This is a genomic window from Exiguobacterium sp. s125 (assembly GCF_018618605.1).
Classification (GTDB): Bacteria; Bacillota; Bacilli; order Exiguobacteriales; family Exiguobacteriaceae; genus Exiguobacterium_A; species Exiguobacterium_A oxidotolerans.
In genome coordinates, this window is sequence record NZ_JACSMI010000001.1 from 1 (window position 1) to 26,699 (window position 26,699).

General features: G+C 41.3%; 26 protein-coding genes and 1 pseudogene. 24 read left to right on the top strand and 3 right to left on the bottom strand.

Annotation, left to right across the window (positions count from 1 at the left end):
- Positions 1-188 (bottom strand): annotated as a pseudogene (locus tag KNQ05_RS00005) (copper amine oxidase); the annotation flags it as partial.
- A 405-nt stretch (positions 189-593) separates the two neighbouring features.
- On the opposite strand from KNQ05_RS00005, the gene KNQ05_RS00010 reads away from it, so the two are divergent.
- From KNQ05_RS00010 to KNQ05_RS00035, 6 genes are all read left to right on the top strand, one after another.
- Entirely contained in the window at positions 594-893 is a 300-nt protein-coding gene (locus KNQ05_RS00010) for a DNA-directed RNA polymerase subunit beta (protein WP_029331713.1), read from the top strand.
- A 26-nt stretch (positions 894-919) separates the two neighbouring features.
- Positions 920-1,342, top strand: a complete 423-nt coding sequence (gene fabZ, locus KNQ05_RS00015; RefSeq protein ID WP_012371522.1) for a 3-hydroxyacyl-ACP dehydratase FabZ — start codon at positions 920-922, stop codon at positions 1,340-1,342.
- A 7-nt stretch (positions 1,343-1,349) separates the two neighbouring features.
- Positions 1,350-1,772: a hypothetical protein gene (locus KNQ05_RS00020; protein WP_088837943.1), complete on the top strand. Its 423-nt coding sequence runs from the start codon at positions 1,350-1,352 to the stop codon at positions 1,770-1,772.
- Between the two features lie 131 nt (positions 1,773-1,903).
- Positions 1,904-2,230 (top strand): four-helix bundle copper-binding protein, encoded by a 327-nt coding sequence (locus KNQ05_RS00025; RefSeq protein ID WP_088837942.1) that lies wholly within the window; start codon positions 1,904-1,906, stop codon positions 2,228-2,230.
- A gap of 157 nt (positions 2,231-2,387) precedes the next feature.
- Complete coding sequence (locus KNQ05_RS00030) at positions 2,388-3,872, top strand: SdrD B-like domain-containing protein (protein WP_214804237.1); 1,485 nt, start codon at positions 2,388-2,390, stop codon at positions 3,870-3,872.
- 117 nt (positions 3,873-3,989) lie between these two features.
- Positions 3,990-4,433: a helix-turn-helix domain-containing protein gene (locus KNQ05_RS00035; RefSeq protein ID WP_088837940.1), complete on the top strand. Its 444-nt coding sequence runs from the start codon at positions 3,990-3,992 to the stop codon at positions 4,431-4,433.
- A gap of 96 nt (positions 4,434-4,529) precedes the next feature.
- Here the strand turns inward: KNQ05_RS00035 and KNQ05_RS00040 are convergent, their stop codons facing one another.
- Positions 4,530-4,781: a hypothetical protein gene (locus KNQ05_RS00040; RefSeq protein ID WP_251132049.1), complete on the bottom strand. Its 252-nt coding sequence runs from the start codon at positions 4,779-4,781 to the stop codon at positions 4,530-4,532.
- A gap of 110 nt (positions 4,782-4,891) precedes the next feature.
- Between KNQ05_RS00040 and KNQ05_RS00045 the strand changes: the two genes are divergently transcribed.
- From KNQ05_RS00045 to KNQ05_RS00070, 6 genes are all read left to right on the top strand, one after another.
- On the top strand, positions 4,892-6,136 hold the full coding sequence (locus KNQ05_RS00045; RefSeq protein WP_214804238.1) for a UDP-glucose dehydrogenase family protein: 1,245 nt from the start codon (positions 4,892-4,894) through the stop codon (positions 6,134-6,136).
- Between the two features lie 59 nt (positions 6,137-6,195).
- Positions 6,196-6,606, top strand: coding sequence for a hypothetical protein (locus tag KNQ05_RS00050; protein WP_251132463.1), 411 nt, complete (start codon positions 6,196-6,198; stop codon positions 6,604-6,606).
- 589 nt (positions 6,607-7,195) lie between these two features.
- Positions 7,196-10,495 carry a hypothetical protein gene (locus KNQ05_RS00055; RefSeq protein WP_214804239.1) on the top strand — a complete coding sequence of 1,100 codons (3,300 nt, stop codon included), beginning with the start codon at positions 7,196-7,198 and terminating at the stop codon, positions 10,493-10,495.
- A 205-nt stretch (positions 10,496-10,700) separates the two neighbouring features.
- Entirely contained in the window at positions 10,701-12,269 is a 1,569-nt protein-coding gene (locus KNQ05_RS00060) for a S8 family peptidase (protein ID WP_214804240.1), read from the top strand.
- A gap of 31 nt (positions 12,270-12,300) precedes the next feature.
- Positions 12,301-12,993 (top strand): hypothetical protein, encoded by a 693-nt coding sequence (locus KNQ05_RS00065; protein WP_088837935.1) that lies wholly within the window; start codon positions 12,301-12,303, stop codon positions 12,991-12,993.
- 462 nt (positions 12,994-13,455) lie between these two features.
- Positions 13,456-14,382, top strand: coding sequence for an LCP family glycopolymer transferase (locus KNQ05_RS00070; RefSeq protein ID WP_088837934.1), 927 nt, complete (start codon positions 13,456-13,458; stop codon positions 14,380-14,382).
- Between the two features lie 43 nt (positions 14,383-14,425).
- Here KNQ05_RS00070 and KNQ05_RS00075 read toward each other — a convergent pair whose 3' ends face one another.
- Positions 14,426-15,580 carry a hypothetical protein gene (locus KNQ05_RS00075; RefSeq protein WP_214804241.1) on the bottom strand — a complete coding sequence of 385 codons (1,155 nt, stop codon included), beginning with the start codon at positions 15,578-15,580 and terminating at the stop codon, positions 14,426-14,428.
- A gap of 198 nt (positions 15,581-15,778) precedes the next feature.
- On the opposite strand from KNQ05_RS00075, the gene KNQ05_RS00080 reads away from it, so the two are divergent.
- The 12 genes from KNQ05_RS00080 (at position 15,779) to KNQ05_RS00135 (ending at position 26,567) form a co-directional block, all read left to right on the top strand.
- Positions 15,779-16,510 (top strand): YveK family protein, encoded by a 732-nt coding sequence (locus KNQ05_RS00080; RefSeq protein ID WP_088837932.1) that lies wholly within the window; start codon positions 15,779-15,781, stop codon positions 16,508-16,510.
- Entirely contained in the window at positions 16,503-17,198 is a 696-nt protein-coding gene (locus tag KNQ05_RS00085) for a CpsD/CapB family tyrosine-protein kinase (RefSeq protein WP_214804242.1), read from the top strand. Before KNQ05_RS00080 ends, KNQ05_RS00085 begins: the two co-directional genes overlap by 8 nt.
- Positions 17,199-17,209: 11 nt before the next feature.
- Positions 17,210-17,974 carry a tyrosine-protein phosphatase gene (locus KNQ05_RS00090; protein ID WP_214804243.1) on the top strand — a complete coding sequence of 255 codons (765 nt, stop codon included), beginning with the start codon at positions 17,210-17,212 and terminating at the stop codon, positions 17,972-17,974.
- 189 nt (positions 17,975-18,163) lie between these two features.
- Positions 18,164-19,048, top strand: coding sequence for a UTP--glucose-1-phosphate uridylyltransferase GalU (gene galU / locus KNQ05_RS00095; RefSeq protein ID WP_214804244.1), 885 nt, complete (start codon positions 18,164-18,166; stop codon positions 19,046-19,048).
- Between the two features lie 86 nt (positions 19,049-19,134).
- Positions 19,135-19,773 (top strand): sugar transferase, encoded by a 639-nt coding sequence (locus KNQ05_RS00100; RefSeq protein ID WP_214805034.1) that lies wholly within the window; start codon positions 19,135-19,137, stop codon positions 19,771-19,773.
- Between the two features lie 4 nt (positions 19,774-19,777).
- A complete protein-coding gene (locus tag KNQ05_RS00105; protein WP_214804245.1) occupies positions 19,778-20,542 on the top strand; it encodes a glycosyltransferase family 2 protein in 765 nt (254 codons plus the stop codon).
- Positions 20,543-20,555: 13 nt separating this feature from the next.
- The gene (locus KNQ05_RS00110; RefSeq protein WP_214804246.1) at positions 20,556-21,326 is read left to right on the top strand and encodes a glycosyltransferase family A protein; all 771 of its coding nucleotides are present in this window, start codon (positions 20,556-20,558) and stop codon (positions 21,324-21,326) included.
- Between the two features lie 5 nt (positions 21,327-21,331).
- Positions 21,332-22,315 carry a glycosyltransferase family 4 protein gene (locus KNQ05_RS00115; protein WP_214804247.1) on the top strand — a complete coding sequence of 328 codons (984 nt, stop codon included), beginning with the start codon at positions 21,332-21,334 and terminating at the stop codon, positions 22,313-22,315.
- A complete protein-coding gene (locus tag KNQ05_RS00120; RefSeq protein WP_214804248.1) occupies positions 22,312-23,523 on the top strand; it encodes a lipopolysaccharide biosynthesis protein in 1,212 nt (403 codons plus the stop codon). The genes KNQ05_RS00115 and KNQ05_RS00120 overlap by 4 nt, the downstream gene beginning before the upstream one ends.
- A complete protein-coding gene (locus tag KNQ05_RS00125) occupies positions 23,524-24,768 on the top strand; it encodes a hypothetical protein (protein ID WP_214804249.1) in 1,245 nt (414 codons plus the stop codon).
- Positions 24,765-25,385, top strand: a complete 621-nt coding sequence (locus KNQ05_RS00130) for a CatB-related O-acetyltransferase (RefSeq protein ID WP_214804250.1) — start codon at positions 24,765-24,767, stop codon at positions 25,383-25,385. Before KNQ05_RS00125 ends, KNQ05_RS00130 begins: the two co-directional genes overlap by 4 nt.
- A 15-nt stretch (positions 25,386-25,400) precedes the next feature.
- The gene (locus KNQ05_RS00135) at positions 25,401-26,567 is read left to right on the top strand and encodes a nucleotide sugar dehydrogenase (protein WP_214805036.1); all 1,167 of its coding nucleotides are present in this window, start codon (positions 25,401-25,403) and stop codon (positions 26,565-26,567) included.
- The last annotated feature ends 132 nt before the right edge of the window (positions 26,568-26,699 follow it).

Below are 26,699 nucleotides of genomic sequence, written 5' to 3' on the forward strand. Positions count from 1 at the left end.
TGCTCAGAAAGCAATTGGTCGAGTGTCGCACGAAGATCTGCTGCTTTCGTTTTGACCGTGACGTTTTTTGCTTTGTCCTCATGCATCATCGTGTCGTCCGATGCGCCGCCTGATGCGAATGCCGCCGTTCCTGGTAATACGAGTGCTGCTGCCATTGCTGATGCTGCGAATTTTTTAGTATGTTTCATCTGTAATCATTCCTCTCAATTTTTAGTAGTTTTGGTAGTTTCTGTTTCATCCTTCTGAAAAGCCTACGAAGGAGTGAGGCATTTGGATTTAAAAAAGTTTTAAAAAGTTGAAAAAATCTTAAAACGTAATTATGATGCGTTTCAGTAGTCGTTCTGTTTGCCGTTCTGTGTAGCTTACGCGCAAGGATATGAATTGGATTTAAAATTTGTGAAAGAATATCGAAAAATATGGGGAAGTGTTTTTTCTTTCCTTATATACACAATGCGAAATTTTTTTATATGTTGTTTGATTCCTCATGTTACACTTGGAAAAAGAGCAAACTTGTAGCTAAATCGGAACTATTTAATACCAGGTACTAATGTGCTATACTGTTCTTTAGACTGACTCAATGAAAGGTGATCAAGATGGTACAAAACCAAGCAGGAACGGGTCAACCGACACGTGAACGTCTGAAACGGCATCAAAAAGAGCCGAATCAGGAACATCAAGAAAACCCGGAGCAGAAGCAGCGTAAACGTCTTCGCGAGTATTCCTCTCGTCGTGTACCGATTCTTGTACGATTACTGATTGTATTGGTTCTCGTCGTGATTGCACTCGTCGTAGGCGCGATGGTTGGATACGCGACGTTTGGTGGTGGCGAAGCGATGGATGTATTGAAGCTCGATACGTGGACCCGCATCACCGATTTTTGGATGAAGGCTTAGATTAATCAGTGATTGGAGCTGTAGATATGTATACGATTGAACAGATAAAAGAAGTGATTCCGCACCGTTACCCGTTTTTACTCGTTGACCGGATTCTTGAAGTCGAAGAAGGTAAACGAGCGGTTGGCATCAAGAACGTCACGGCGAATGAAGAATTCTTCAATGGCCATTTTCCGGATTACAATGTCATGCCTGGCGTACTGATCGTCGAGGCATTAGCGCAAGTCGGTGCATTCGCTGTACTGAAAATGGAACAAAACCAAGGAAAACTCGCATTTTTCGCAGGTATTGAAAATTGCCGTTTCAAACGTCAAGTCGTACCCGGTGATCAGCTCCGACTGGAAGTCGAATTGACGAAACTGCGTGGACCGATCGGTAAAGGGCGTGCTACAGCTACGGTCGATGGGGAAGTCGCCTGTACTGCTGAACTAACTTTCGCGATTAAGTGACCTGCTGATGAAACGCTGGTTGATCCCCCTTGCTATATCCTTACTCATCATTCCGGGTTGTCAGCGTGCTGACGTGGTGAAGACGGCTTCCCCGACGGTCTTCATTGATCCTGTCAAACGTGCCGGACAAACGGAAAACATTTCCGCTCAAGTCTCCTTGACGGAAAAGGACCGGATGCGCTTGACGATTCGAACGGCGAATGACATTCGTCTTGACGATCAACAAGTCGACATCCGACTCGATGTCGCCAATCAATCGATTCCGTTCCCGTTCGTCTCGTTCGAAGCGAAGAAGATGGGCGAAGTTCGGACCTATACGGCAGATACGACGATTGAAGAGGATATCTTTGATGAAGAACGACTCCCTGTGTTGATTATTGATGCGGGAGCCGGGCGTGGCATTGAGATTCCGCTCGAAATCGTCCGTTAAACCAAATGAGAAGCATACGAGAGCCACTTGGATTCCCCGGTTCTCGCATGCTTCTTTTTTGATGTTTGTGATGAAGATGTTAGGGAAACTAAATAAGAGTAGTACCTACTATACGTATAGGGAGGACTTGGATGATGTCTGAAAACCATCAAGCTGTCTTAACAGAACTGAATGCTTGCATCATGGCCTGCAACGCGTGCTTCGATGCCTGTTTGAATGAGGAACACGTCGCGCATATGACGGGCTGTATCCGACTCGATCGGGATTGTGCCGATATATGTGGTCTGCTCAGTCAAGCGATTGCTCGAAACAGCTCGAACGTATCTGTACTCGCGAAAGCCTGTATCGAGATTTGTCGTGCGTGTGCGAAAGAATGTGCCGGACATGATCATGACCATTGTCAAAAATGTGCTGAAGCGTGTGAAGCGTGCGCGACAGCTTGCGAGCGACTCGTCTAAAAGTCGAGTGAACGGCTGCTTTCTTCCTGAAGGGAAGGGGCAGTCTCTTTTTTTGAAAAAAAGATAATGCAATTTAAAGTTTTAGGTGGTTTATTTTTCCTGTATTGTTTAAAATTTAGGCAGAACATATTTTTAGAATGGAGCGAATACTTACATAATGCGAAAACTTAGCATGTATCTTATTGCACTGGTACTGAGCTTTAGTGTCATTCTTCCGGTACAAGCAGCACCGGTGAGTTGGGACGTCACGGGAACGGGGACGAATCCGTACACCCTGACCTTCACAGGGGAAGGACTCGTCGATCTCGAATCAGAAACGATGCTCGTCTTCGAAGGCGAAGTGACGGGGAAAAACATCGATATCGCGAAAACACCGGTCGTGACGTTCACGGCTGAAACGGCACCGACGATCAATATCGTTGCGGTCGATCAATCGAAGAACATTCTCGTCGAGTTCGGACGTGTCGTGACAGAAGAGCCGGCAGCAGAAGAACCGACGACGGAGGAGCCGGTAACGGAAGAGCCGACAACAGAAGAGCCACAAGTCGATCCTGCGACTGAAGAACCAGTAAAAGAAGAGCCAACAAAAGAAGAGCCGACTAAAGAAGAACCAACAAAAGAAAAGCCTGTCAAAGCAACAACGGGAACAATCAGTGGAACCGTCTGGTATGACGAGAACATGGACGGGATTCGTCAAAGTGGCGAGTTGTTACTCGATGATATTCCTGTATTGCTGTTGAATCATGATGAAGATGTCGTCGACGAAGTGTATACGAAGGAAGGCCGCTACACGTTCTCGAACCTGAAGCCGGGTGAGTACGACGTCGAGATGGACGGATTTGACATGGGCTATTACTACAACTCGCCTCAAAACGTCGGTGACGACCGACTGATCGATTCGGATTTAGATGAAGAGGACGGTTACCTTTATTTAAGGCTGAAAGCCGGTCAAACGGCAGAGATTGATGCAGGGCTGTATGGCGGTGAGGAAGAAGAAGACTTCTCAAACCTCTTGCTCGTCACAAACTTCTTTGACGCGGATGCGAATCAACGACCGGGCTATACAGAAACGGGCGTGCCTGCGACGTATACGGTGACGGACACGATTACCGGAGAAGATGTCTACAAAGAAACAGTCGGTGCGAATGAAGCAATGATGATTGAACTCGAACCGGGGACGTACTCGGTTAAAACAGAAGTGAAATCAGGGTATCTTGTAAAAGCGATGCATCATTTGGATTTGGATGCGTTGCTTGACTTCGAAGATTTTTCAGGTGCCATCACGAAAGCGGACATGAAAGCGATGGCTGAAGATCAGGGTGAAGAACTCGACGAAGAATTCCCGGAGCTCGAGGAATTCATGAAGTTGTTCAAACGAAAGCCGGTCGAAGCCACCTTTACGATGACGGAAGACACGCTCGGATTTTTCTTGGCGGCTGAAGTCGTCCGTGCTGAACCGGTCGAACAAGCGAAACCGACGCCGGTCAAAGCGAAAACGGAGCAGACGCCGGACGTGACCCGTTCGACCAAAATGTCTGGAACGTTGCCGCAAGCAGGGGAAGAAACACCATTCCCGTTTGCTGCGACAGGTGCCGGACTTGCAGTTGTCGGACTGTGGTTCCTCTTACGCCGAAACGGATAAAATGAAAGCCTTCTGAACGATTATGTTCGGAAGGCTTTTTCATGTGTGTATCGGTTGACACACACGCACACACGTGTGTATAGTTGTAGTATCAAATGAACAGAAAGAGGGATGACGATGTTAACGACGAAACAAATCAGTGAATTGTTACGTGTATCGGAAGAGACGGTCCGTCGCTGGATCCGGACAGGCGAACTGCATGCGGAACAGGATGGAAAAGGTTACTTGGTCGATGAACTGGCGCTGAAACGACTGGTCGATGAAAAGTCACAAATCCCGGGGACGGCGATGAATAAAATCCTCCCGATCATCAATGACATGTTTGGTCCGGAAGCGGCGAAGTTTGCGAAATCGAACTTGTTCGACCCACTCCGTCAATCGATGGATCAGACGCAAAGCGAGTCGGTGCCACCAAAACAGGAAGCGACGGCTGAATCAATTGCTGAACAAATCAGTCAGCTCAAACGTAAAAAACGTCGTCTTGAGCTTGAACATGAACTGAAATTGCTGGATGTTGACGAAAAAATCGCCGCACTCGAGCATAAAGCGAACGGTTTATAACCAGGAAAGACTACCTTCTACGCATGAGGTAGTCTTTTTTTGACGAAAAAAAGACAAAGTTCACGAGCTCGTGAGCTTTGTCGGCAGGCTAGTCCATCATGAGGAAGATGGCGGTGTCGTTGTGTTTTGTTTTTTCTTACGGCGCCAGTACCAATACCCGAGTCCGAGTGTGATCGGAATTGCGGCTAGATACGGATTGGCTTCTAGATAACTGATGATCTCAAACAGCGCGAACCATCCACTGAATAACCCGAGGATGAGTAAGATCGTCCGGATCGCTTCAGGAAGCTTCCGGATACGATATGCGAAGAGACAGACGAGGCAAAAGATGATAATCGCCACGGACATTCCTCCCATTCCCATGACTAGTATAGCGTATTCGAAAAGCTTTTTCGATGCACAAATCTTTCGTCCTCCCGTATAGTGAAGACAGAGAAACTAACGAAGGAAGTGATTGTATGCATTTGACGGTGATTGGGACCGGTTATGTCGGTCTTGTGACAGCGATTGGACTAGCGGACGCGGGACATGAAGTGACATGTGTCGATTTAAATAAAGAACGGATGGAACAGCTCAAACGGGGTATCGCGCCGATTACGGAGCAAGGGATAGACGAGGCACTCGAAAAAAATCAAAGTCGATTGACCTTCACGACGGAGTACCCCGTCTCGGACCTCTACCTCGTCGCCGTCGGTACACCGGAACGGGCAGATGGCAGTTGCGATCTTTCAGCCGTCGAAGCCGTCGTCCGGTTGATTGAATCAATCAGTCCCGGCGCATCGGTCGTCTTGAAATCGACCGTTCCTCCGGGGACGACGGAACGGTTGAGTACGGAGCATCCGTCCCTCCGCTTCGCGATGGTCCCGGAATTTTTGCGGGAAGGAACGGCACTCGCCGATATGCGTCAACCGAGCCGGATTGTCATCGGGACGCGTGACGCGCTACTTGCGCTCCGGCTCGAGGAATTACTCAAGACGACGGACGCACCGGTCGTCCATGTTGATCCGACGACGGCCGAATTGACGAAGTACGCGGCAAATAGTTTTCTGGCCGTCAAAATCAGCTTCATCAATGAAATCGCCCGTCTTGCCGACCAGGTCGGGGCGAACGTCGACGACATCGCCCACGGGATCGGTCTTGATCCACGGATTGGTCCAGCCTTTCTCCGGGCAGGGGCTGGCTACGGCGGATCCTGTTTCCCGAAAGACATCAAAGCCTTGACGACACTTGCACGCACACATGATACGCACCTTCACGTCATCGAAGCAGCGGACCGGACGAATGAAGCCCAGCTCGCATACGTGCTCGAAAAGATTCGTCCCGAGCGTGACATGCATGTCGCCCTGCTCGGACTTGCCTTTAAACCGGGCACGGATGATTTACGGGACGCACCGGCGTTACGATTGGCCGAACGCCTGCAACAGCTTGGGATGAAGGTGACAGGCTATGACCCGGCAGCGAAGACCCTGCTCGACCAAAAAACGACGATGGCTGAAGCAGTGGCGGGAGCGGACGTCGCCGTCATCATGACGGAATGGGATGACATCAAGTACGTCTCACCGCAACTCTTGCAGGAACACATGCAGACGCCGCGTTTGATTGACGGACGGAACTGCTGGCAACATCTCGAGGCACCGGGTGGCGTCCAGTATGAAGGCATCGGGCGACCGCACCACACATTTTCGAACAATCCATCTAACTGACCTGTTATATAGGGTGAATCCATCAGTGGGTTCATCCTATTTTTTTGTGGAGGAGACGGATGATGAAAATTGAGTATTTCACGGTGCAACCGAGTGGACCTAAAGGAAAGCTTGAGGCCGTACCGTTGATGAACGGGTGGGAGCAGCATGTCGACGAGGAGTGGTCGCGGGCGATTCATTACGGCGCGGGGTTGATTCGGGTGACGGACGACGGCGTCGAGCTCCGGATTCCGATCGAGTTTGGATTCGGGTATGTCTTGCAATACATCCGTCAGTTCGTCGAAGCGGAACGAAAGACGAAGCGGGCGCGTCATTTGTTGCAGCGGCAACTGGACTGGATCGGGCGTGGCTTACCGATTCAGCTCCGACGAGTCGGTGAACGGATTGAAGTCATGGCGGATTCGCGACATCAGTTCAATCGGACGGATTTTTTGGAGGCGATGGACGTCAGAAACCGGAAGCGGATGTAGTACGGACGAGATTGAGACAAAAGCGGGTCACGCTCGTGTTCTGAAAACCAGCGGGAGCGTGGCTACGTTTGAAGGTTCATCTTCGTCTGCGACCCTCGCTATTTATTTGACCAGGGAGAGTGGTGTTTTTTAATTTTGTGAGCGTTTTCAAATCTAGGGGAGTTCAGATTTTTAATTTCCATATACAACCTATTAATATATTTATCAGGTTACTACTATTCCCCTTTTTTTTACATAAAACCTATTGTCCTCTGATTCTGAGTTTTGTATATTTGACCTGTAGCTTACTTACTCACGTATATTAGGCAGTGAGAAGGAGCACGGACCTACAGCACGGGGAATTGCTTGAATAAAGCAATTCCAACAGTTTTCTCTTGTTCATCCCGAACTGGATACATATGAATCACTGACGATCGCCTCGACGTTAGGCGAAGGTCGACGTGTGAAACAGAACGTACTCCTCCAAAGAAGAATAGAGAATTACTGCGTGTTTTTAAGTAAATATATTGAAATATTTTACTTAAAATGTAGGTTATCTAGTTGGGGTTGTCACATTTGGTATTGAAAGATAAGAGGAGGAATCGTAAAAATGGCTCACACGAAAAAATCGAACAAATTGTACGCTGCTGCCGCTGCCCTCGCAGTCACGGCATCTGTCGTCGCACCGGTTGCTGCTGACGCAGCTTCAAAGGTCTCTGTTAAATACATCTCTCCCATCTTGATGAAGCATGCAGGTGGTTCGAAGTATGCGACTAAGAAACTAGTCTTACCGACGAAAGTCAAAGTCAAACTTTCAAACGGTAAATACGAAATGCGCTCTGTCAAATGGAGCGGTTCAATCAAGTTCGAGAAAAAATACATCAACAAATATCAAGTCCTTTACGGTAAAGTCGCCGGAACGACGAAAAAAGCCATCCTCAAAGTCGAACTTCAAAACTATCCAGTCGACGTCCTCGAACCAGAACTCGCACCAGTCGCTGTCGGCGAAAAAGTCGTGCTTCCGAGCACGATCAGCATCCGCTATAAATCAGGAATCATCGTCAAGCGTCCAATCAGTAAATTCAACATCAAAACACCGGATACTTCTAAACCGGGTAACTATAAAATCGCCTATACGTACAAAGGGGCAAACTCAGTCGTAACCGGTTCAATCAAGTATGAAGTCAAAGCGGCCGACATCTCGAACGTCATGGGAAGCGTCGATGATCAGACACTTTCTGTTAAAGCGGACGTCATGTATGCTTCAGCTGACGCGATAGCAGAACTCATGATTTACCCTGGTAAAGACATGTCAGCGACACCGATCGTCGCGAAAGGGATGCTCAAAGACGGTAAATTCATGGCTTCCCAATCTGGTATTCCTGAAGGGACACACAGTTACGTCGTTAAAGTCGGTGATATGAAGTCTCCGGCAATGGAATTCACAGTCGCGAAGACGATGTTGACGTCTGCTAAAGCAATGGGCAAAGAAAAAGTCGAAGTTTCCTTCTCACGTGCCGTTGATGGTGTCTCAGCCGACAACTTCAAAATCGCAGGTGGAACGGTTACTTCAGCGACACTCAGTGCTGACAAGAAATCAGCGGTTCTTGAAGTATCAGGTCTTGAGTATGATAAAGACTACACGGTCGATGCGAAAAACATTATGATCGGCGGCGTCGCGCGTGACCTCGGTTCAATGAGCTTCATGACACAAGGTGTTGAAAACATCTGGATGCTTGAAGTCTCACCAAAAGCATCGACAATCGTTGCGAACGGTGGCGACAACACGGAAGTGACGTTCTTACTCAAGAACAAAGCGACAGGTGAAGTCGACATGAACGCAGACGACATCGTTCTTAAATTATCAACGTCATTCGGTGCACTTTCAAAAGAACGTGTGACGATCCAGGACGGGAAAGCAACGGTCATCCTCACATCTGAGTTCAGCAACACGGACCTCGATGCGATGATCAGCGCGGAAATCATCGAAACAGCGAACGGCGACTACAAAAACCTCATCGGTAAGATTTCTGGTGAAGCGAAAGTCAAGTTCAGCACGATTGCCGTCACGCCGGCTCCGATTGAAATGATCAACATGCTCGCAGCGGAATCGAACCAAGCAGATCGCATCACGATCTTCCTTGATAAAGCCGTCTCGCGTGAGTTACTCCTCAAATCGTTCGGACTCGATAAAGTCCGTCCTTCGCTTCATGAAGAAGAGTATATGGCGAACGACAACATTCAAATCGAACAATTCGATGGTATGAAAAATGTCATCGGCGTCAAAGCGATTCCTTCGAATCCAAAAGCGTTCGAATTGATTCTTGATAAAGAAACACCACTCCAGGACAACGCAGTTGTTAAAGTGGTAGCGAAAATCACGAGTAACACGGATACAGAAGTGAAATCAAAAGCAAGCTTCAAGTTAACGGATGCACGTCCTGCTGAAGTAACGTCTGTCAAAGCAATTGGCTTGAACCAACTCGAAGTGAAATTCTCTGAAGCAATCGATACAGCGAACTTTAAAATCGATGGCCAGTATGGTGGTAAGTACTTCACTGTCATTCCTTACGGCTTCGATAACAAAATGGGTGTCGATCGTCGCGATACAGTCAAAATCATGTTGAACGACAACTACCCAGGAGTGAAAGAAGGCTACTTCGCAGCCGGCAAACATTCACTTCAAGTATGGGATACGATGGACTTCGCAGCGCGTTCGGATGAAATGAACATCGGTACGACACAAAACCTCGACTTCACAGTCGCAGCAGATACAGTCAAACCGACAGCTGGCGTCGTCGTCGAGTCGCCTGAGCAGTTCCGCATCATGTTCAGCAAGAACCTGAAAAAAGCAGACATCGAAGCTCTGTATGGTTCGAAAATGAAGCTCGAACGCTACAACTCAACATCTAAAAAATACGAAGACATCAGCGAATATGCTGAAGTGACATCGTATGATGCAATGACTGGCGAAGCGGTTGTCGAGATGAAACAAGACTGGACAGTCATCTACGATACCGTCAATACGAAAGAGAACTACTACAACGATAAGTTCAAAATCACGCTCGAAAAAGGTGCGATCCAGGCAGAAGCGAACGGTGAGAAAAACGATGCGCTTGCACTCGACTTGAACTATGACGGATCGCCACTCAACACACCGGATGTGAAGAGTGCTGAAATCACAGCAATCGATCGTGTGATGATGTCAACAGACTTCCACGTCATGATGAGTGAGCCGGTGAAATTGCTTGGGAAAGATCAAGCAGATACACCACTCAAAAATGCTGACGGCTTAGTCAACCCGCCGAAGACGACGGTTGAATTTATCGGGAAAAACAAAGACGGCAAAATCGTCACAGTCGACGGTTCGGTTGTCGGATATACAGATACAACAGATAAGAACTTCCGTGTTAAAGCGAACGAGAGTCTCCAGTATCTCGTCGACATGAAAGGGTACGGCGAAGACTGGAAAGTCGTCGTCAAATCACTTTCAGATGATGTCGGTAACACAGTTGCGACAGCGACACATGACTTCAAACTCATGAAAACACCTGTCACACCGGTCGCTTCACCATTCGAAATCGAAAAAGTGACAGCGAACGCGAAGGATGAAAAAGACGTCATCCGCATCAAGTTCTCTGAAGGCGTCCAGTACGCAGGTATGTATGATGCGACGAGCACGGCGCAATACATCTTCAATGGAAAAGCCCTTCCGGTCGGCACGAGCATCTCGCTTGCTGACTCGGATAACAACGTATCAAACGGACTCGACATCGTGAAAATCAAAGTTCCAGCAGGGACGATCAAAACATTGTCGAACGTCATCACAGTCAACAAAGATCTTCAGTCGTATGACAACTCTGTCTTGACTGGTGGTTACGAGAAAGCAGTTCTTCTCGGATTAAACTAATCACGACACGGACCCTCAATTCAGAAATGGATTGAGGGTTCTTTTATTTGTTGAATCAAGTTAGACAATAATCTTTTAGTAAAACACAAAATAATATTCAAATAGATGTAAAAAAAGCGAGAATAAGCTAGAAAAATAAATAGATTTTATAAAATTTTCCATTATAATTATACGTGAGGGAGATCCTAAATAAAGGAGTGAAGAGATGCAAAAATGGTTACTCAGTCTGACGATTGTCGGACTGCTTGCAAGTGGACTACCGGTACATATAGAAGCGGCGGGCACGGGCGCGAAAAAAATGCCGACGCCGGGTGCGAAAACGCATAAAGGGTACTTGAAAGGAACGTTCGACCAAAATGGAAAAGCGTTATTTTATTTCGACTCAGCGAACTATGTTAATGAAGGAACACATATTAAATTCGCAGCGGACGAGACAGAAGACGTCACAGTCTACGAAACGCAAAGTGATTATTTGAAGCAACTGGTTTATGAACGCTATGACGCAGTGAGTGGTGAATCATTATTCTTCCCGCTAAGTTGGAAAGGGCGGCAATACGTCGAAATCAATGGACGCAAAAATACGTCGTTCACGGTCCCGTTCAAACTCGAACGTCTGCAACCGATGCGTGATGTCGTCGCGAAGAAAAAAGCGACGGGACAATCGACGAGCTTGATCGTCAAGATGCGCACGGCGGATAGTGACCATGCGCAGTTGTCGCGTAATACGAAGGCGATCGCAAGTGAGACGATTGATGCAGGACTAAAAATGGAGAAGTTCACCTATTCGTCCGTCTATCAAGCGCTTGCGGCGAAGGCGAAACTAGCGAAGTCAGCGGACGTCACCTACGTCGAACTTGACGGACAGATGCAGGGGCTCGGAGTGGACCCGTTCAAGAAATACCAGTGGTCGCTAAACAATACCGGGCAACGCGGCGGCGTCAAGGGAGCCGACATCAACTTTGAGGCGATGAAACGACGGATTGCCGGAAAAAACTTAACGACGACGCGCGTCGCCGTCATCGATACGGGTATCAATCCGACCTATGCCGATTTCGCAGGGCGAGTTCGGATGGATCTCGGTTATGACTTTGTCCATAAACGGAAGCTTGCCATCGACGATCATGGTCACGGTACACATGTCGCAGCGATCATTGCAGCGAACAGCAACAATACGTACGGGATGTCGGGCATCAATGCCAAGGCATCAATCATTCCGATTAAAGTCATCGCGTCGAACAATACGGGCTCGAACTCGAACATCGCGAAAGGCATCATATATGCCGTCAAGAAAAAAGCCAAGGTCATCAATATGAGTCTCGGTGGCGGTTTCTCATCACTCGCGATTGAAGATGCACTCGCCTATGCGAAGAAACAAGGTGTCCTCGTCGTCGTCGCGACGGGGAATGACGGGACGAGCCGTTTGTCATATCCGGCACGGTCGAAGTATGCCTTGTCGGTCGGTTCGACGAATCGGTTTGATCGCCGGTCGACATTCTCGAATTATGGCGACGAACTTGACCTCGTCGCACCAGGGCAAGACATTCCGAGTTACCTCAGTGACGGCGAATCGGCCTTTTGGAGCGGGACATCGATGGCAGCACCGCATGTCGCCGGTGTCGCAAGTCTCCTCTACAGCCTGAAGCCGACGCTCAAAGCAACCGAAGTCGAGTCGATTCTAAAAAAATCAGCCCAGGACCTCGGGAAGAGCGGTTATGACAAGGCGTACGGATACGGACGACTTGACGCCGATAAAGCCGTACGCTATATCAAATAAAAACAACTTAAACAGAAAGTGGGACAGATTCATGAAAACAACATTTGCTAAACTGACACTCGCCACACTGATCGCCGGTTCGACATTGATTGCAGGAACAGCTGAAGCGGCGACAACAACGGAAACGAAGGCGACGACACAGTACAATGGATTGACACCAGGGATGACGATTGCCCAGGCGGCAAAAGTCATTTACGGAAAAGACTACAAAAAACAATTGACGAAAAAGGGCAGTTCGACCGTCTTGAAACAAAAGGCAGAGGCGACGAGCACGTCACAAGGACAAAAGACGACACTCTACAGCATCTACGATAGAAAAGCAGACTTCCCATCCGCGATAACGACGTTGATGTTCATGACGAAGAAAAATGATTCCGTCTACCGGCTGACGACAAAATCGCTTGATTTGTACCGCGGGACGACGACGTCAGGTGCACGGGAAAGCAAGATGAAGCTCGCGAAGGGTGCGAAAATCAAAACGGGGATGACAGAAAAACAACTCGATGCGCTTTTATCCGGAAAAGGTCTTGGGGAGTGGACGGGTCTTGATACGATTGATTTAACATCTGTTCAAACGAAACAAGAAATTGAGTTAGGTCTTGCGATTAAAGGCAAGTCGAAAACATACGTCTTCCTGACGGCAACGAAAACAAAAAAACTCGTCATGCTCGATTACAATGCGAAAAAGAAAACGTATGTCGTCTCTGGACAAGCATCGTTATAAGGATACGTGAGAGTCTGTAAGCAGCTTTTTTAGCGGATAGACAGTTGTAGTTTATGGCTAATGTAAACGCATGTTTCTTCTCGTGCTTTCCTCGGGCGAGGCGAAAGCCGTTGCTCCTTGATTCTGACGAACAAGGAGCAGGGTCTCGCCTGCCTCTGACAGCGCGAAACGCGCTTTTCCCGTAGGAGTCACGAGAAGCAATGCGTTTTTCGGGCAATTTTTTTTGAATCGGAACTCCCGTTAATAATACCAACGACGAGTAAGGGATAAACAAGCTTTCAGAAGGTCCGTCAATCGTTTGAGGAGTCTGTAAACCAGGCTCTTTTTTTCATTTTTTCCCGTTTTTGACAAAAAGGCAGTTATTTTTTGTATACTCGACTGTAAGAGCGCTCATGCTGAACCGATATAAATGAGAACTCATAAGTACGACATAATACGCAAGATAAAAGGAGAAATGATAGAGTGGAACGCGTCAAAAAGAAACGCAAAGTCAAAAAGCGGTGGACGCCGCTGAAGGTCATGCTGTTGATTGCCTTGGTCCTCGTCGTCGGAATCGGCGGATTCATCGGCTATACATATTACCAAGTCGATCAGACGGTCAAAAAAATTCAGTCACCGGTCAAAAATACCGGTGACGCCGTCGTCGAAAAACAAAAACCGGTTTCGGTTCTATTGCTTGGAGTCGATCAACGTCCGGGTGAACGGGGACGGAGTGACTCGATCATGGTCATGACACTGAACCCGACACGAAATGAAAGTCGTCTTGTCAGTATCCCCCGGGATACGAAGGTCGACATCATCGGTAAAGGGACGAACGATAAAATCAACCATGCGTATTCGTTCGGTGGACCGGAGATGGCAATCAAGACGGTCGAAAACTTCCTTGATATTCCGATTAACTACTATGCGGAAATCAATATGGAAGGGTTCACGTCGCTTGTCGATGCCGTTGGCGGAGTGACGGTCAATAACGACTTAGATTTCAAAGTCGGGGACAAACAGTTTGAGGTCGGGAAAATCAACCTGAATGGAGACGAAGCACTAAAGTATACACGGATGCGCTATGAAGATCCACGGGGTGACTTCGGTCGTCAGATGCGTCAACGCGATGTCATCGGACAAGTCGTCTCGAAACTGTCGTCAGATGTCTCAATCAGTAAATTCAATGCAATCATGGACGTCGTCGGGGACAATGCGCAGACGAACGTTTCGTTCAAACCGATGCGGACACTCGCTTTCGACTACATGGATGCTTTTAAAAATCAGGAAAATTTAAAGCTTGAAGGAACGGGTGGAAAAGAGGCGGATGGCATTTATTACTGGCATCCGACGGACGCTTCACTCGAACAAACAAAAACAGCGTTACAGTACTCGTTAGGAATCGAATGATAAACAAAGGAGTGAGCCGACGTGGCTCACTCCTTTGTTTATTTTAAAGGTTTTGTTCAGCGAGGCGGACACGACTCAAGTCGGTCCCATCTTTTGCAAAGCGTTGCAAGCGGTAAGAGTTACTCATGACGAGTCCCGTCGTCTCCGATTCGAGTTGCAGTGGAGCGAGTGTCGCTAACTTGTCATTTGTCACATCGGCTTCAGACCAGTCGATGGCGATGACACGATCATTTTGTAACGTAAAGAAATGATTTCCATAGAAAAGATAATCGTTGACGTCGTCACTGAATGTTCGGTCAGGCGCTGCGTAAAGACTATTCAACTCTGCGCTTGATTTGCCGATAAGGTCAATGAGCGTCTCGGTAACGAAGCTCGTATCGAGATTATCGTTGACCCACGTCAGTAATGTTTCATCGGCAATGGCATCACCCGACAGCTCTTTTGTCGTATCGGCATTTTTGATGTAGCCCGTCAATTCGTCAGTCAGTTCAACTTTACTGATCGAGTCGGACGCTTCAAGGATCCGGTAGCCGTCACCGAAGTCAGCTTCGTATAAAACGTCCGTCAAGGCTTCATCGCGGTAGATGTTACTGTTGCGTGTATTGACATAAAGGACATTTTCTTCCGGTTTAGCTTCCGGCTTGTCGTCTGTTTTTTCATCTGCCGTTGATTCTTCGACGGCGACCGGTTGTTCGACTGTCGCATCCGGTGCAGACGACTTCGGACTTGCGAGGTAGTTCGAGTAGACATACGTTCCGCCGGCTCCAAGCAAGAAGCAAAGAATCAATAAAGCAATCCAGCCCCACGGCAGTTTCCGTTTTGGACGTGCTGGAGCAATCGACTTCGTTTTTTGGCGACGCGGACTGTCGTCACGTTGTGACCGTGATAACGTCGCAGGTGCTTCCGGCTCGTCATCTTCGAGCGGACCATCTTCAGTAAGAATTGGACGGGCGACGAGCATGCCATAAAAATCTGCCAGACTTTCATGGTGTTTCCCTGCTAAAAAGTTTTGCCATTCGTCGACTGTGACTGTGTCCTGCTTAAAAGGAATAAGTGGTGCATCTCCCGTCAGACGAATCATCGTGTCTGTCAACGACTCGGTCGAAGCGAGACTCGAACGGATGCGTTCATGGAGACGAATGATGTCGTCCTCGGAGTGCGATGTATAGTATTGGAGTGCTTGCAGAGAGCGGTGCATAAAGAAAATTCCTCCTATGTAGAATTCAGGTAATTCATGTAAAAAGAAACATGTATGTCTCTATTATACGCAACCTTTTTCAATAAACGTATGTTATTTCCTAAAATAATCTCAACCATTTCCCAATTTTTTGTTATACTGATTCCTAGTTGATAAAAAAGTCACTGCATTAGACAAATAAAGGAGAATAATTAACCCATGAATGAAACGATTAGCTTACAAGAGTTATTTTCAGTTTTACGGAAGTCGCTTTGGCGGATTCTCGCTCTGACAATCGTCGCAGCGGTCATTGCATTTGCCGTCAGTAGCTTCTTGATTAAACCGACCTATCAGGCAGGAACACAAATTCTCGTCACACCGCAAAAACAAGAGAACAGCGTTATCGATGCGTCACAAGTGCAATCATCCGTCACGCTCGTCAATACATATCGTGTCGTCATTAAGAGTCCAGCTATCTTAGAAAAAGTCCAAGCAGAAGTTGATAATGCACCTAATAGTCTTGATACATTGAACAGCATGATCACCGTCGAAAGTGAACAAAATTCGCAGGTCATTAATGTCTCTGTCCAAAGTACAGATGCAGCCCTGGCATCAAACGTTGCCAATTCAGTCGCGAACGTCTTTAGTGATGACATCACTGAATTGATGGATGTCAATAACGTCAAAGTTTTATCCGTCTCAGGGATTCCAACATCACCGGTCAGCCCGAACATCATCTTGAACACGGCGATTGCAGCTGTTGTCGGATTCTTACTCGGAGTCGGTCTTGCGTTCTTACGTGAAGTCCTCGACCGCCGGATTCGGACAGAGGATCAAGTTCAACAAATTCTTGATCTACCGGTCTTAGGTAGTATCCCGGATATCGACAGTAAAGTCTTTAAATCGTCAGCAAAGGCAGCAAAACGAGAGGCGGCAAAACAATATGGCTAAGAAAAATAAAATGAATAAAGACGCACGGAACTTAATTACGGTCACACAACCGAAGTCACCGATTGCTGAGCAATACCGGACGATTCGGACGAACATCGAGTTCATGGCTGTTGATAAAGAGATTCAAGTCATCCTCATTACCTCGGCGACGCAAAGTGAAGGGAAATCGACGACGTCATCGAACCTCGCTGTTGCCTATGCCCAGCAAGGAAAAAAGGTCTTAATCATTGATACCGACATGCGTCGTCCGACGGTTCACTATACGTTTAAGGTCGCAAACGGTCTCGGTTTATCGAGTCTCTTGACACGCCAAGCCGAACTTGAAAAAGCTGTTTTACCAACAAAAGTCGATAACTTATCAATTTTAACAGCAGGTCCAATCCCACCGAACCCGGCAGAGCTCTTATCGTCGCGGTCGATGGAAAACTTGATTTTACAACTCCGTGAAGAGTATGACGTAATCATTTTGGACGCACCGCCATTACTCCAAGTCGCGGATAGCCGGATCACATCAAAACTAACAGATGGTGTTGTGTTAGTCGTTGGTTGTACGACTTCGGATCGCCAACGTGTCTTGAAAGCGAAAGAACAACTCGAACTGGCAGAAGCGAAAATTCTCGGTGTCGTCTTAAACCGTCGTGAACTGACGGATGATTCCGCATACCAATACTACTATTCTTATGAGTGAGGGGTTCAATCATGGTTGATTTGCATTGTCATCTCTTACCACTCGTTGACGATGGTCCGGCGAGTGTCGAACATACATTACAACTCGCAGAACAAGCCGTTGCGGAAGGGGTGTCGCAAATCATCGCGACACCACATCTCTATCACCCGCAGTTTGAAACGGAAGACGTCGATGTCCGGTTGACGGTCGCTGAACTGAACGTCTTACTGAAGCAACGTGATATTCCATTGACTGTCTACCCGGGGCACGAAATTCGTCTAACGGGGGAGTTGATTGAAGAAATCAAGGATGGAAAAGCGTTACCACTAGCAGATTCGCGTTATTTACTGATTGAATTTCCGTCAAGCGGCATTCCGTCATATGCACGGCAAGTCTTCGCTGAGTTGATTTCAGATGGCTATATTCCAATTGTTGCTCATCCGGAAAAAAATAAAGCAATCATCCAAAACCCGAATCTCCTGTTCGAATTGATTTCGAACGGAGCAATCAGTCAAGTCACATGTGCGAGTTTGATTGGTAAGTATGGTAAGGATGTTCAACGGTTCGCTGTTGCTTTACTCGAAAACGGCTTGGCTCACCTTGTAGCATCAGACGCCCACCATATCGAGAAACGTCCGTTCTACTGGGAACAGTGCCAAAAGTATTTGGCACAAGAACTGGAAGGCTGGTTGTATGACGAAGTGTACGAAAACAATGAAGCTGTTTTATTAAATCAACTTGTAACCATTAATCCACCGAATCCAGTCGAGAAGAACTGGAAGGGGCAGTGGGTATAAGGTGATATTTGTAAAATCTAGTAAAGAGAGTGAAATGACACTCTCTTTTTTCTATGTTAACGTTTACATTATTAAAATATGGAAAACTTTATGGAAATAAAGGTCATTGATGTGTTATCGTAATTCACATAAAGAATGGGATTTTGATTATATTATGGGAATTGAAAATTACTAATAGGAGTAGATTTCATGAAAAGAGTAAAAAAAGCAGTCATTCCAGCAGCAGGTCTCGGGACAAGATTCTTACCGGCTACAAAAGCGATGCCGAAAGAAATGTTGCCGATTGTCGACAAACCGACAATTCAATATATCATCGAAGAAGCAATTGAATCGGGAATTGAAGATATCTTAATCATCACCGGTAAAGGGAAACGGGCGATTGAAGATCACTTCGATTCAGTACCGGAATTGGAAGCCAATTTAATTGCTAAAAATAAGTCAGAGTTATTACATTTGGTCGAGGCAACAACGAATATCAATATTCATTTCATCCGTCAATCAAAACCGAAAGGTCTTGGAGATGCAATTCTGCAAGCGAAAGCCTTCATCGGCAATGAACCTTTTGTGGTGATGCTTGGGGATGATATCGTCCAAGCAGACGTTCCATGTACACGTCAGCTGATTGAACAATATGAAATCACGAACAGTTCGATTATCGGCGTACAACCAGTTGCTGATAAAGACACGCATCGCTATGGCATTGTTGATCCAAGCACAAGCATCTCAGAAAACTTGCATAAGGTAAAATCATTTGTCGAAAAACCAGCATTTGGTACGGCACCATCAAATTTAGCAATCTTAGGTCGTTACTTATTAACACCAGAAATTTTTAAATATTTAGAAACTCAAAATATTGGGTCAGGTGGAGAAGTACAATTAACGGATGCTATTACTAGACTAAATGAAAAAGAACCTGTTTTAGTTTATGAATTTGATGGTATTCGTCACGATATTGGTGAAAAATTAGGATTTATTGAAACTACGATAAGGTTTGCAGTTCAACGAGACGATCTAAGGGAAGAAGTATTGTCCATGCTAAAAACTATATTAGAAGAAAACTTAAAAGAGGTGTAACTTTGGAAACTTTAAAAGAAAATGTATTAACTGAAAATAGCAATATAGTTAATGAAGTAGTCGTCGAGAGAGTTAAATTAAAAACGATTAAAAATAGCGTAGAACAAAATCATTTAGAAAGCTTCATTGAGTATAAAAATAAAAATATTTTTTTTGAAATTTCTAAAAGATTTATAGATATACTTATATCGCTCTTGTTAATTTTAATCACTGTTCCCGTTGTCATATTATTTTCGATATTAATTAAAATTGAAAGTAATGGTCCGATTTTATATAGACAAGATAGATTGGGAAGAAACAACAATATTTTCACAATATACAAATTGAGATCGATGTATAGTGATGCTGAAAGAGACGGAGCAAAATGGGCGAAAATAAATGATTCTAGAATCACTAGAATTGGTTCTATAATTAGAAAAACTAGAATTGATGAATTACCACAACTATTTAACGTTTTAAAAGGAGAGATGTCATTAATAGGTCCGAGACCTGAAAGAAAAATATTTGCAGATGAATTCACAAAAATTAACAAGGACTTTTCAAAAAGATTGTCTGTTAAACCAGGACTTACAGGTTTAGCACAAGTTAAAGGAGGATACGATTTAACACCGTTTGAAAAATTAGAATACGATTTAAAATATATAAAAAATAGAGATTTTAAAATGGAATTTTTTATCATGTTGTCCACTATTAAAGTTATCGTAACAGGAGAAGGAGCAAGATAATTTTATGAGAAATTCGTTAGTATCTATAATAATGCCAACATATAATAGTGAGGAATTTGTGAAAGAAAGTATTAATTCAGTAATTAATCAAACTTATAATAATTTTGAACTAATAATAATTGATGATTCTTCGAAAGATAATACTGTTAAAGTTGTAACGGAAATGATGAAAAACGATAATCGAATAAATTTGATAACTTTACCCAATAATTCAGGAGCAGCAGTAGCAAGAAATAAAGGAATCGACAATGCTAAAGGTCGTTACATTGCATTTTTAGATTCTGATGATTTATGGCTCGAAGATAAATTAGAAATTCAAATAAATTTTATGAACAAATATTCGTATCCTTTTACATATACAAACTATATAAGAATAAATGAAAATAATGAACTTATTAATGAAATAAAAGTGCCACCAATAATGACATACAAAAAATTACTCAAAAATACAATTATAGGATGTTCGACAGTGGTGGTAGATAGAGAAATTATCCCTATAGTTCATATGCCGTTGATTAGAAGAGGGCAAGACACTGCAACTTGGTTAAAAATATTAAAAAAAATTCCAAGAGCACATGGTTATAATGAAAGCTACTTAACTGTTTATAGGGAAAGAAGAGGATCAATCTCTTCTAATAAACTAAAAGCTTTGAAACGTACTTGGTATTTATATAGAAAAATAGAACAAATTAATTTAATGAAATCAATATACTATTTTCTGAATTATATGGTGAATGCCACTATCAAAAGATTGAAAAAAAATAAATAAAGTTGGTGTTTTTATGAATATATCTGTTCTTGTATCAACAATGAATTCAAATTATGATTTACATAAAAAGTTAAATATTACAAAAGGTGTTATTATTAACCAAACAAATAAAAATGAGGAAAGATTGATTTTTGATAGTTTTAAATATATTAATGTGAATGAAACTGGTTTAAGTAATAGTCGGAATTTAGCAATCAAAAATAGTAATTCAGATGTAAGTATTTTAGCTGATGATGATATGATCTATGTAGATAATTATGAACATATTATAGAAGAAGCTTATAATGAATATCCTAATGCTGATATCATTGTCTTTAATGTAGAAAGAATTGGTGGTAGAAAAAAAATGTATAAAAAATCACCAAGAAAGTTAAATATATTTAGTATTATGAAGGTATCCTCAGTAGAAATCACTTTCAAAACAGCTGAAATAAAGAAAAAAAATATATTTTTTGATAAGGACTTTGGAGCTGGAGCAAGGTTTTTAATGGGTGAAGAAAATATTTTTTTAAAAGAATGTTTAAGAAGAAAAATGGAAATTCAGTACGTTCCTGTTAATATTGCAAGAGTCAATATGGAAAATTCATCGTGGTTTACAGGATACAATAATGAATATTTAAAAGCTAAAGGAGCAGTATTTAAAGCATTATTTCCAACCTTATGGCCAGTAATTTCTTTTCAATTTTTAATTCGAAAATCTTTCGAATTAAAAATTAACAGAAAAAATTTTCTTAGTAAATACGGGACTATGATTAATGGAGCAAAAGAATATAAAATGAGGTAGTTAATTTGAAAGAAGAAATTATTTATATAGGAGATTTTTTTGGAGGAAATGGTCCTTCAATTGTAGATGTCTCATTAAAAAATGAACTAAAAAAAGAAAGAAATATTACCTTTATTCAAATAGATAAACAATTAAAATATTTATTTAAAGATTTAAAAAATTTTGATGTACTACACTTTTCTGGACTATCTTTTAAGGGAATAGTATACGCTTTTTTCTTTAGAATTTTTAATAAAAAAGTTTTTCATACTTCTCATGGATCAGTTTTATATTTAGAAAAAAGTGCACTTAACTTTCAACAAAAAAAAATAAAAATTATTAAAGAATATCTGTCTTTTTTGCTTGCAAATAAAATAGTAGCTGTCTCTGAGTTATATTGCTTAAATATTAAAAGTACATTTCCTAAATTTTCACATAAAGTAGTTTATATAAATAATGGTGGAACAGATTTTATAGGTGATAAAACTATTAAGTTTGTTCAAAAAAATTTAAAAATTATTTCTTTTGGTGGAGATCGGCTTGAAAAAGGTGTTAAAGGATTATGCATAGGAATCGAAAATTTTTTGAAAAAGCATAAGCTTACAGAAGATAGTGTGAAATTTTACGTAATCGGTAAATTAAATGACAAATCGAATTTTAATTACCCTTTTTTAAATGAACTAGGTATTTTAGAACAAAAGGAAGTAATGAACTTTTTAAAAGAAAGTAACTTATATATACAAAACAGTTTTTTTGAAACTTTTTGCTTATCAGCTTTAGAAGCTATTGATTGTAATACACCGATTATTTTGTCAAAAACAGTAGGAGTACCTGTACAATTAAATGATGATGAAAAATTTACGTTCAATAATATTGATGAAATTACTGAAATTATAGAAAAGATTTATTTCGGAGAAAAAATTGAACAAAGAATAAAAATTCCTTTGTTAAGTTGGTCAAATTCGGCTGACAATTATAAAATATTATGGAATAAAGAGAACATTTTATGAAAAAAATTAATTCAATAATTTATTTAGTAGGAGAATTAACTATAGCAGCTTCACAATGGTATATGATAAGTATGATATCTAAAAATTATTCTTTAGATTATTTAGGGATGTTTACTTATTTTTTAGCAGTTATTGCACCAATAACTGTTATTATTCAAATGCAACATCGTACTATATATGTAACTCAAGGAATACTTAACTACACAATTGGACATTTTATTAAAATTAGAATGCAACTATTAATTTTTTCCGCAATAACTATATTTCTGCTTAGTTTTTTTATAGAAATTAAAAATTTACAAATCTTTTTTTTAATTTTCTTTTGGAAAGCTTTTGAACTCATGAGTGATTTAGTATATGCATATTGGCAAAAAAACAACCAAATAAATAAAATATCTTTAAGTAAAATTGTGCGCTCAATATTATATATAGTTACTTTTGTGATTTTCATTTATTTAGAAAAATCGTTAGCTTATATACTTATTTTTATAGTAATTATAGCTATAATAATTTTCTTTTGGGATCTATTTAAATCATCATTGAATATAATAAATATTATATTCAATACAGTATTAAAGTATAATGATATAAAAAAAATAATTTTCATGTCATTACCACTTGCAATAGCTTCTATGCTTAATATCATTTATATAAACATTCCGAAATATATATTAGCTGAGTTTTCAATGACAGAAGAAATTGCTATTTTTTCATCTATTTCTTATATTTTAATTTTAGGAAATATGATTATTAATTCTATTATTCAAGTTAAAATAAATTATATTTCTGAACTCTATAATGTCAAAAAATTTAAGGAACTAAAAAAAGATATAAATATTTTCTTTTTTTTAATTATAACAATAAGTATTATCGCTATATTTATTACATACATTATTGGAGAGGATATGCTAAAAGCTATATATAACGAAAAAATTTCTAAGCATAATTTTTTACTAATATTACTTATTGTAGGATCAGTATTTAATTACTTTTCTATTGTAATTGGAGTTGTGCTAACGGCTGCAAAAAAATATGCTGTTCAACCAGTATTATCTTTTTTTTGGTGTTTAATTTATATCATTTTTTCAATTGTATGTATCAAAAATTATGGGTTATATGGGGTCGGGTACTCTTACATATGTTCCTCAATAATTCAATTTGCAAGTATATATTATTTTTACAATACTTTAGTGAGAGGTAAAATTTAAATGAATAATATATTAGAGTTATTTATAACTCTCCTTTTTATAATTTTTTTCTTAATTAGCTTATTTGCTATATCAAAAAGATATGGTTTCCGAAAAAAATTAAGTGTAATTTTTTTCGGATTAAGTTCATTGTTATCTATAATAAATTATTACTATCAAATATTAGATCCTTTACCTGACGCTTCCTTGTTTCATAATTTAGCGTTACAAACAATAGATAATCACTTTTATTTTGGAAACTCAATAGTTGAACAATCTTTTGGTGCTGTATTTTTTGTAAATTTTATAATTGTTCCTTTTTATATATTTTTTGGAGATAATGCTCTAAATGTAATAATATTTAATAATTTTTTAATTGCATTAGTATATATGATGATTGTACGAATTAGTATAGACATATTTAAATATTTCACTTTTAAAGCAAGTGAAGAAAAAATTGAAAAAACTACAGAAATACGTATAGAATATTTTTCTTTTATTTTAGTATTTTTTTACCCTAGCTTATTTATGTATAGACTTTTTCTTCTGAGAGATCCGTTAATTATTTTTGCTACTGTATTATTTATGTTTTCATTGTTACTTATAGTCAAAAAAAATATTAATTTTAGAAATATGTTTCTATTTATAATCTCATTGTTTCTAATAATAGTTATTAGGCCCCAAAATGCCCCTGTATTATTTATTTGTTTAATTTTCATTATATTGATGATTAAAAATATTAATATATTTTATAAAATTATTGGCTTATTTATTTCTATTAGTATAATATTTGTATTTTCAGAACTACAAGTTTTTAGATTTCTAAGTCTTATTAATCCTGAATATTTGATGTCTTATAGGTATAGTCAGGTGATTCAATTTAATTCATATTTACCACAAATTTATTATTCTAGTTGGTTAGATATTTTAAAATTAGCTCCTTTGACGACGTTTTATTATATTTTTGTACCCTTTTTTTGGTTGGAAACTAGTTACGAGTATTTAATACCTTCAATAGACTCATTATTTATTTTTATACTATTTATTTTATTACTAATTTTAAGTGTTCGACAAAAATTTCCTAAAAATAATATGAAAAATTACTTATTATTTTTAATGATATTTTCTTTAATATCTCTAATTTCTTATAGTATAGTTGAAGTTTATTTTGGTGGTGCAGTAAGACATAGAATGCAACAAATAATAGTGGTTTTCCCTATTTTAATTGGTTGGATTGCTAAAAAAAGGAGCAACTATAAAAATTGAAAAAAATTTTAAAAATGCTTTATTATAGATTTAAATTTAAAAATAAAAAAATATATTCGACCTATTTGATCGGAAAAGTAAAAGTTAGCTCGACAGCAAGAATTTACAAACGAGTTACTTTTTTTAATTCAACAATAAAAAAATATTCGTATATTAATGAAAATTCTTCGATATCATATACTAATATAGGGAAATTTACTTCTATTGGTTCTAATTGCGGAATAGGCTTACCAGAGCACCCGGTAGCGTTTATTTCCACATCACCATTCACGTATTCTTCTGAGAACATTTTTGGTAACAAAGAAACATTTCACCCGTATTCTAAAGAAACAATTATAGGGAATGATTGTTGGATTGGGAATAACGTTATCATCATGCAAGGTATTAGTATAGGTGACGGAGCTATAATTGCTGCAGGAGCTGTAGTTACAAAAAATGTAGAACCATATTCTATAGTAGCGGGTGTCCCGGCTAAATTAATAAAATATCGTTTTTCTCAAGAAAAAATTACTATATTGGAAAATTTAAAATGGTGGAATTGGTCTGAAGAAAAATTAATTAAAAATAAAGATCTATTTTATCATGGTAAATACTGGTCTAATTATTTAGAGGAATGAGGTTTAGAAGTGTCAATAAAAATCACAGTAGCAGGAACAGGATACGTCGGCCTTTCGATGGCGGTCTTACTCGCTCAGCATAATGAAGTCACATCAATTGATATCATTAAAGAACGTGTCGAGCTTGTCAATGATCGAAAGTCCCCAATCGTGGATGCGGAAATCGAGAATTTCTTGCAAAATAAAGAATTGAATCTACATGCGACGACAGATAATTTTGAAGCTTACAAGGATGCGGAATTCGTCATCATCGCTACTCCAACGGATTATGACCCAACACGGAACTACTTTAATACTCGGACGGTCGAGAGCGTCATTGCGACAGTTCTTGCGATCAATCCAGATGCGACGATGGTCATTAAATCGACTGTACCGGTTGGCTATACACAAGAGCTAAAAGAGAAGTTTGATACACCGAACATCGTCTTTTCCCCAGAGTTCTTGCGTGAAGGGCAGGCACTGCATGACAATCTTTATCCGTCACGTATTGTCGTCGGTGAACAGTCAGAACGTGCTCAACAGTTCGCGGATCTTTTGCTTGCAGGGGCGATTAAAAAGGATGTGCCGATTCTTTTGACAGATTCGACGGAAGCGGAAGCGATTAAATTGTTCTCGAATACGTATCTCGCGATGCGGGTTGCCTTCTTTAATGAACTGGATACATATGCTGAAGTACGTAGCTTAGATACAAAACAAATCATCGAAGGTGTCGGACTCGATAGTCGAATCGGCAATCATTACAATAATCCATCATTCGGCTATGGTGGTTACTGCTTACCAAAAGATACGAAGCAGCTTCTTGCAAACTACGATGAAGTCCCGAACAATATCATTGGGGCGATCGTTGAAGCAAACCGGACACGAAAAGACTACATTGCCGATACGATCATCAAGCAGAATCCGAAAGTCGTCGGCGTCTATCGCCTGACGATGAAGACAGACTCCGATAACTTCCGCGCCTCATCAATTCAAGGGATTATGAAACGAATCAAGGCGAAGGGGATTGAAGTAACGGTCTTCGAACCCGTCTTAACAGAAGATACGTTTTATAACTCACGCGTCATCCGTGATCTTGAAGCGTTTAAACAAGAGTCGGATGTGATTCTTTCAAATCGGATGCATCCTGAGTTGAATGATGTCGAAGATAAAGTCTATACACGCGATTTGTATAGTCGGGACTAAAGAAAACAAAAGTGAGTGTTGCAAGCATGAAAAGAGGTCCAAGCGATAACCATCGCCTGGACCTCTTTTTGTGTTCGATGTTTCAATTCGTTGACCTGCCTCTGAAAAGTGACCGGTTTTGTTTTGTGCATC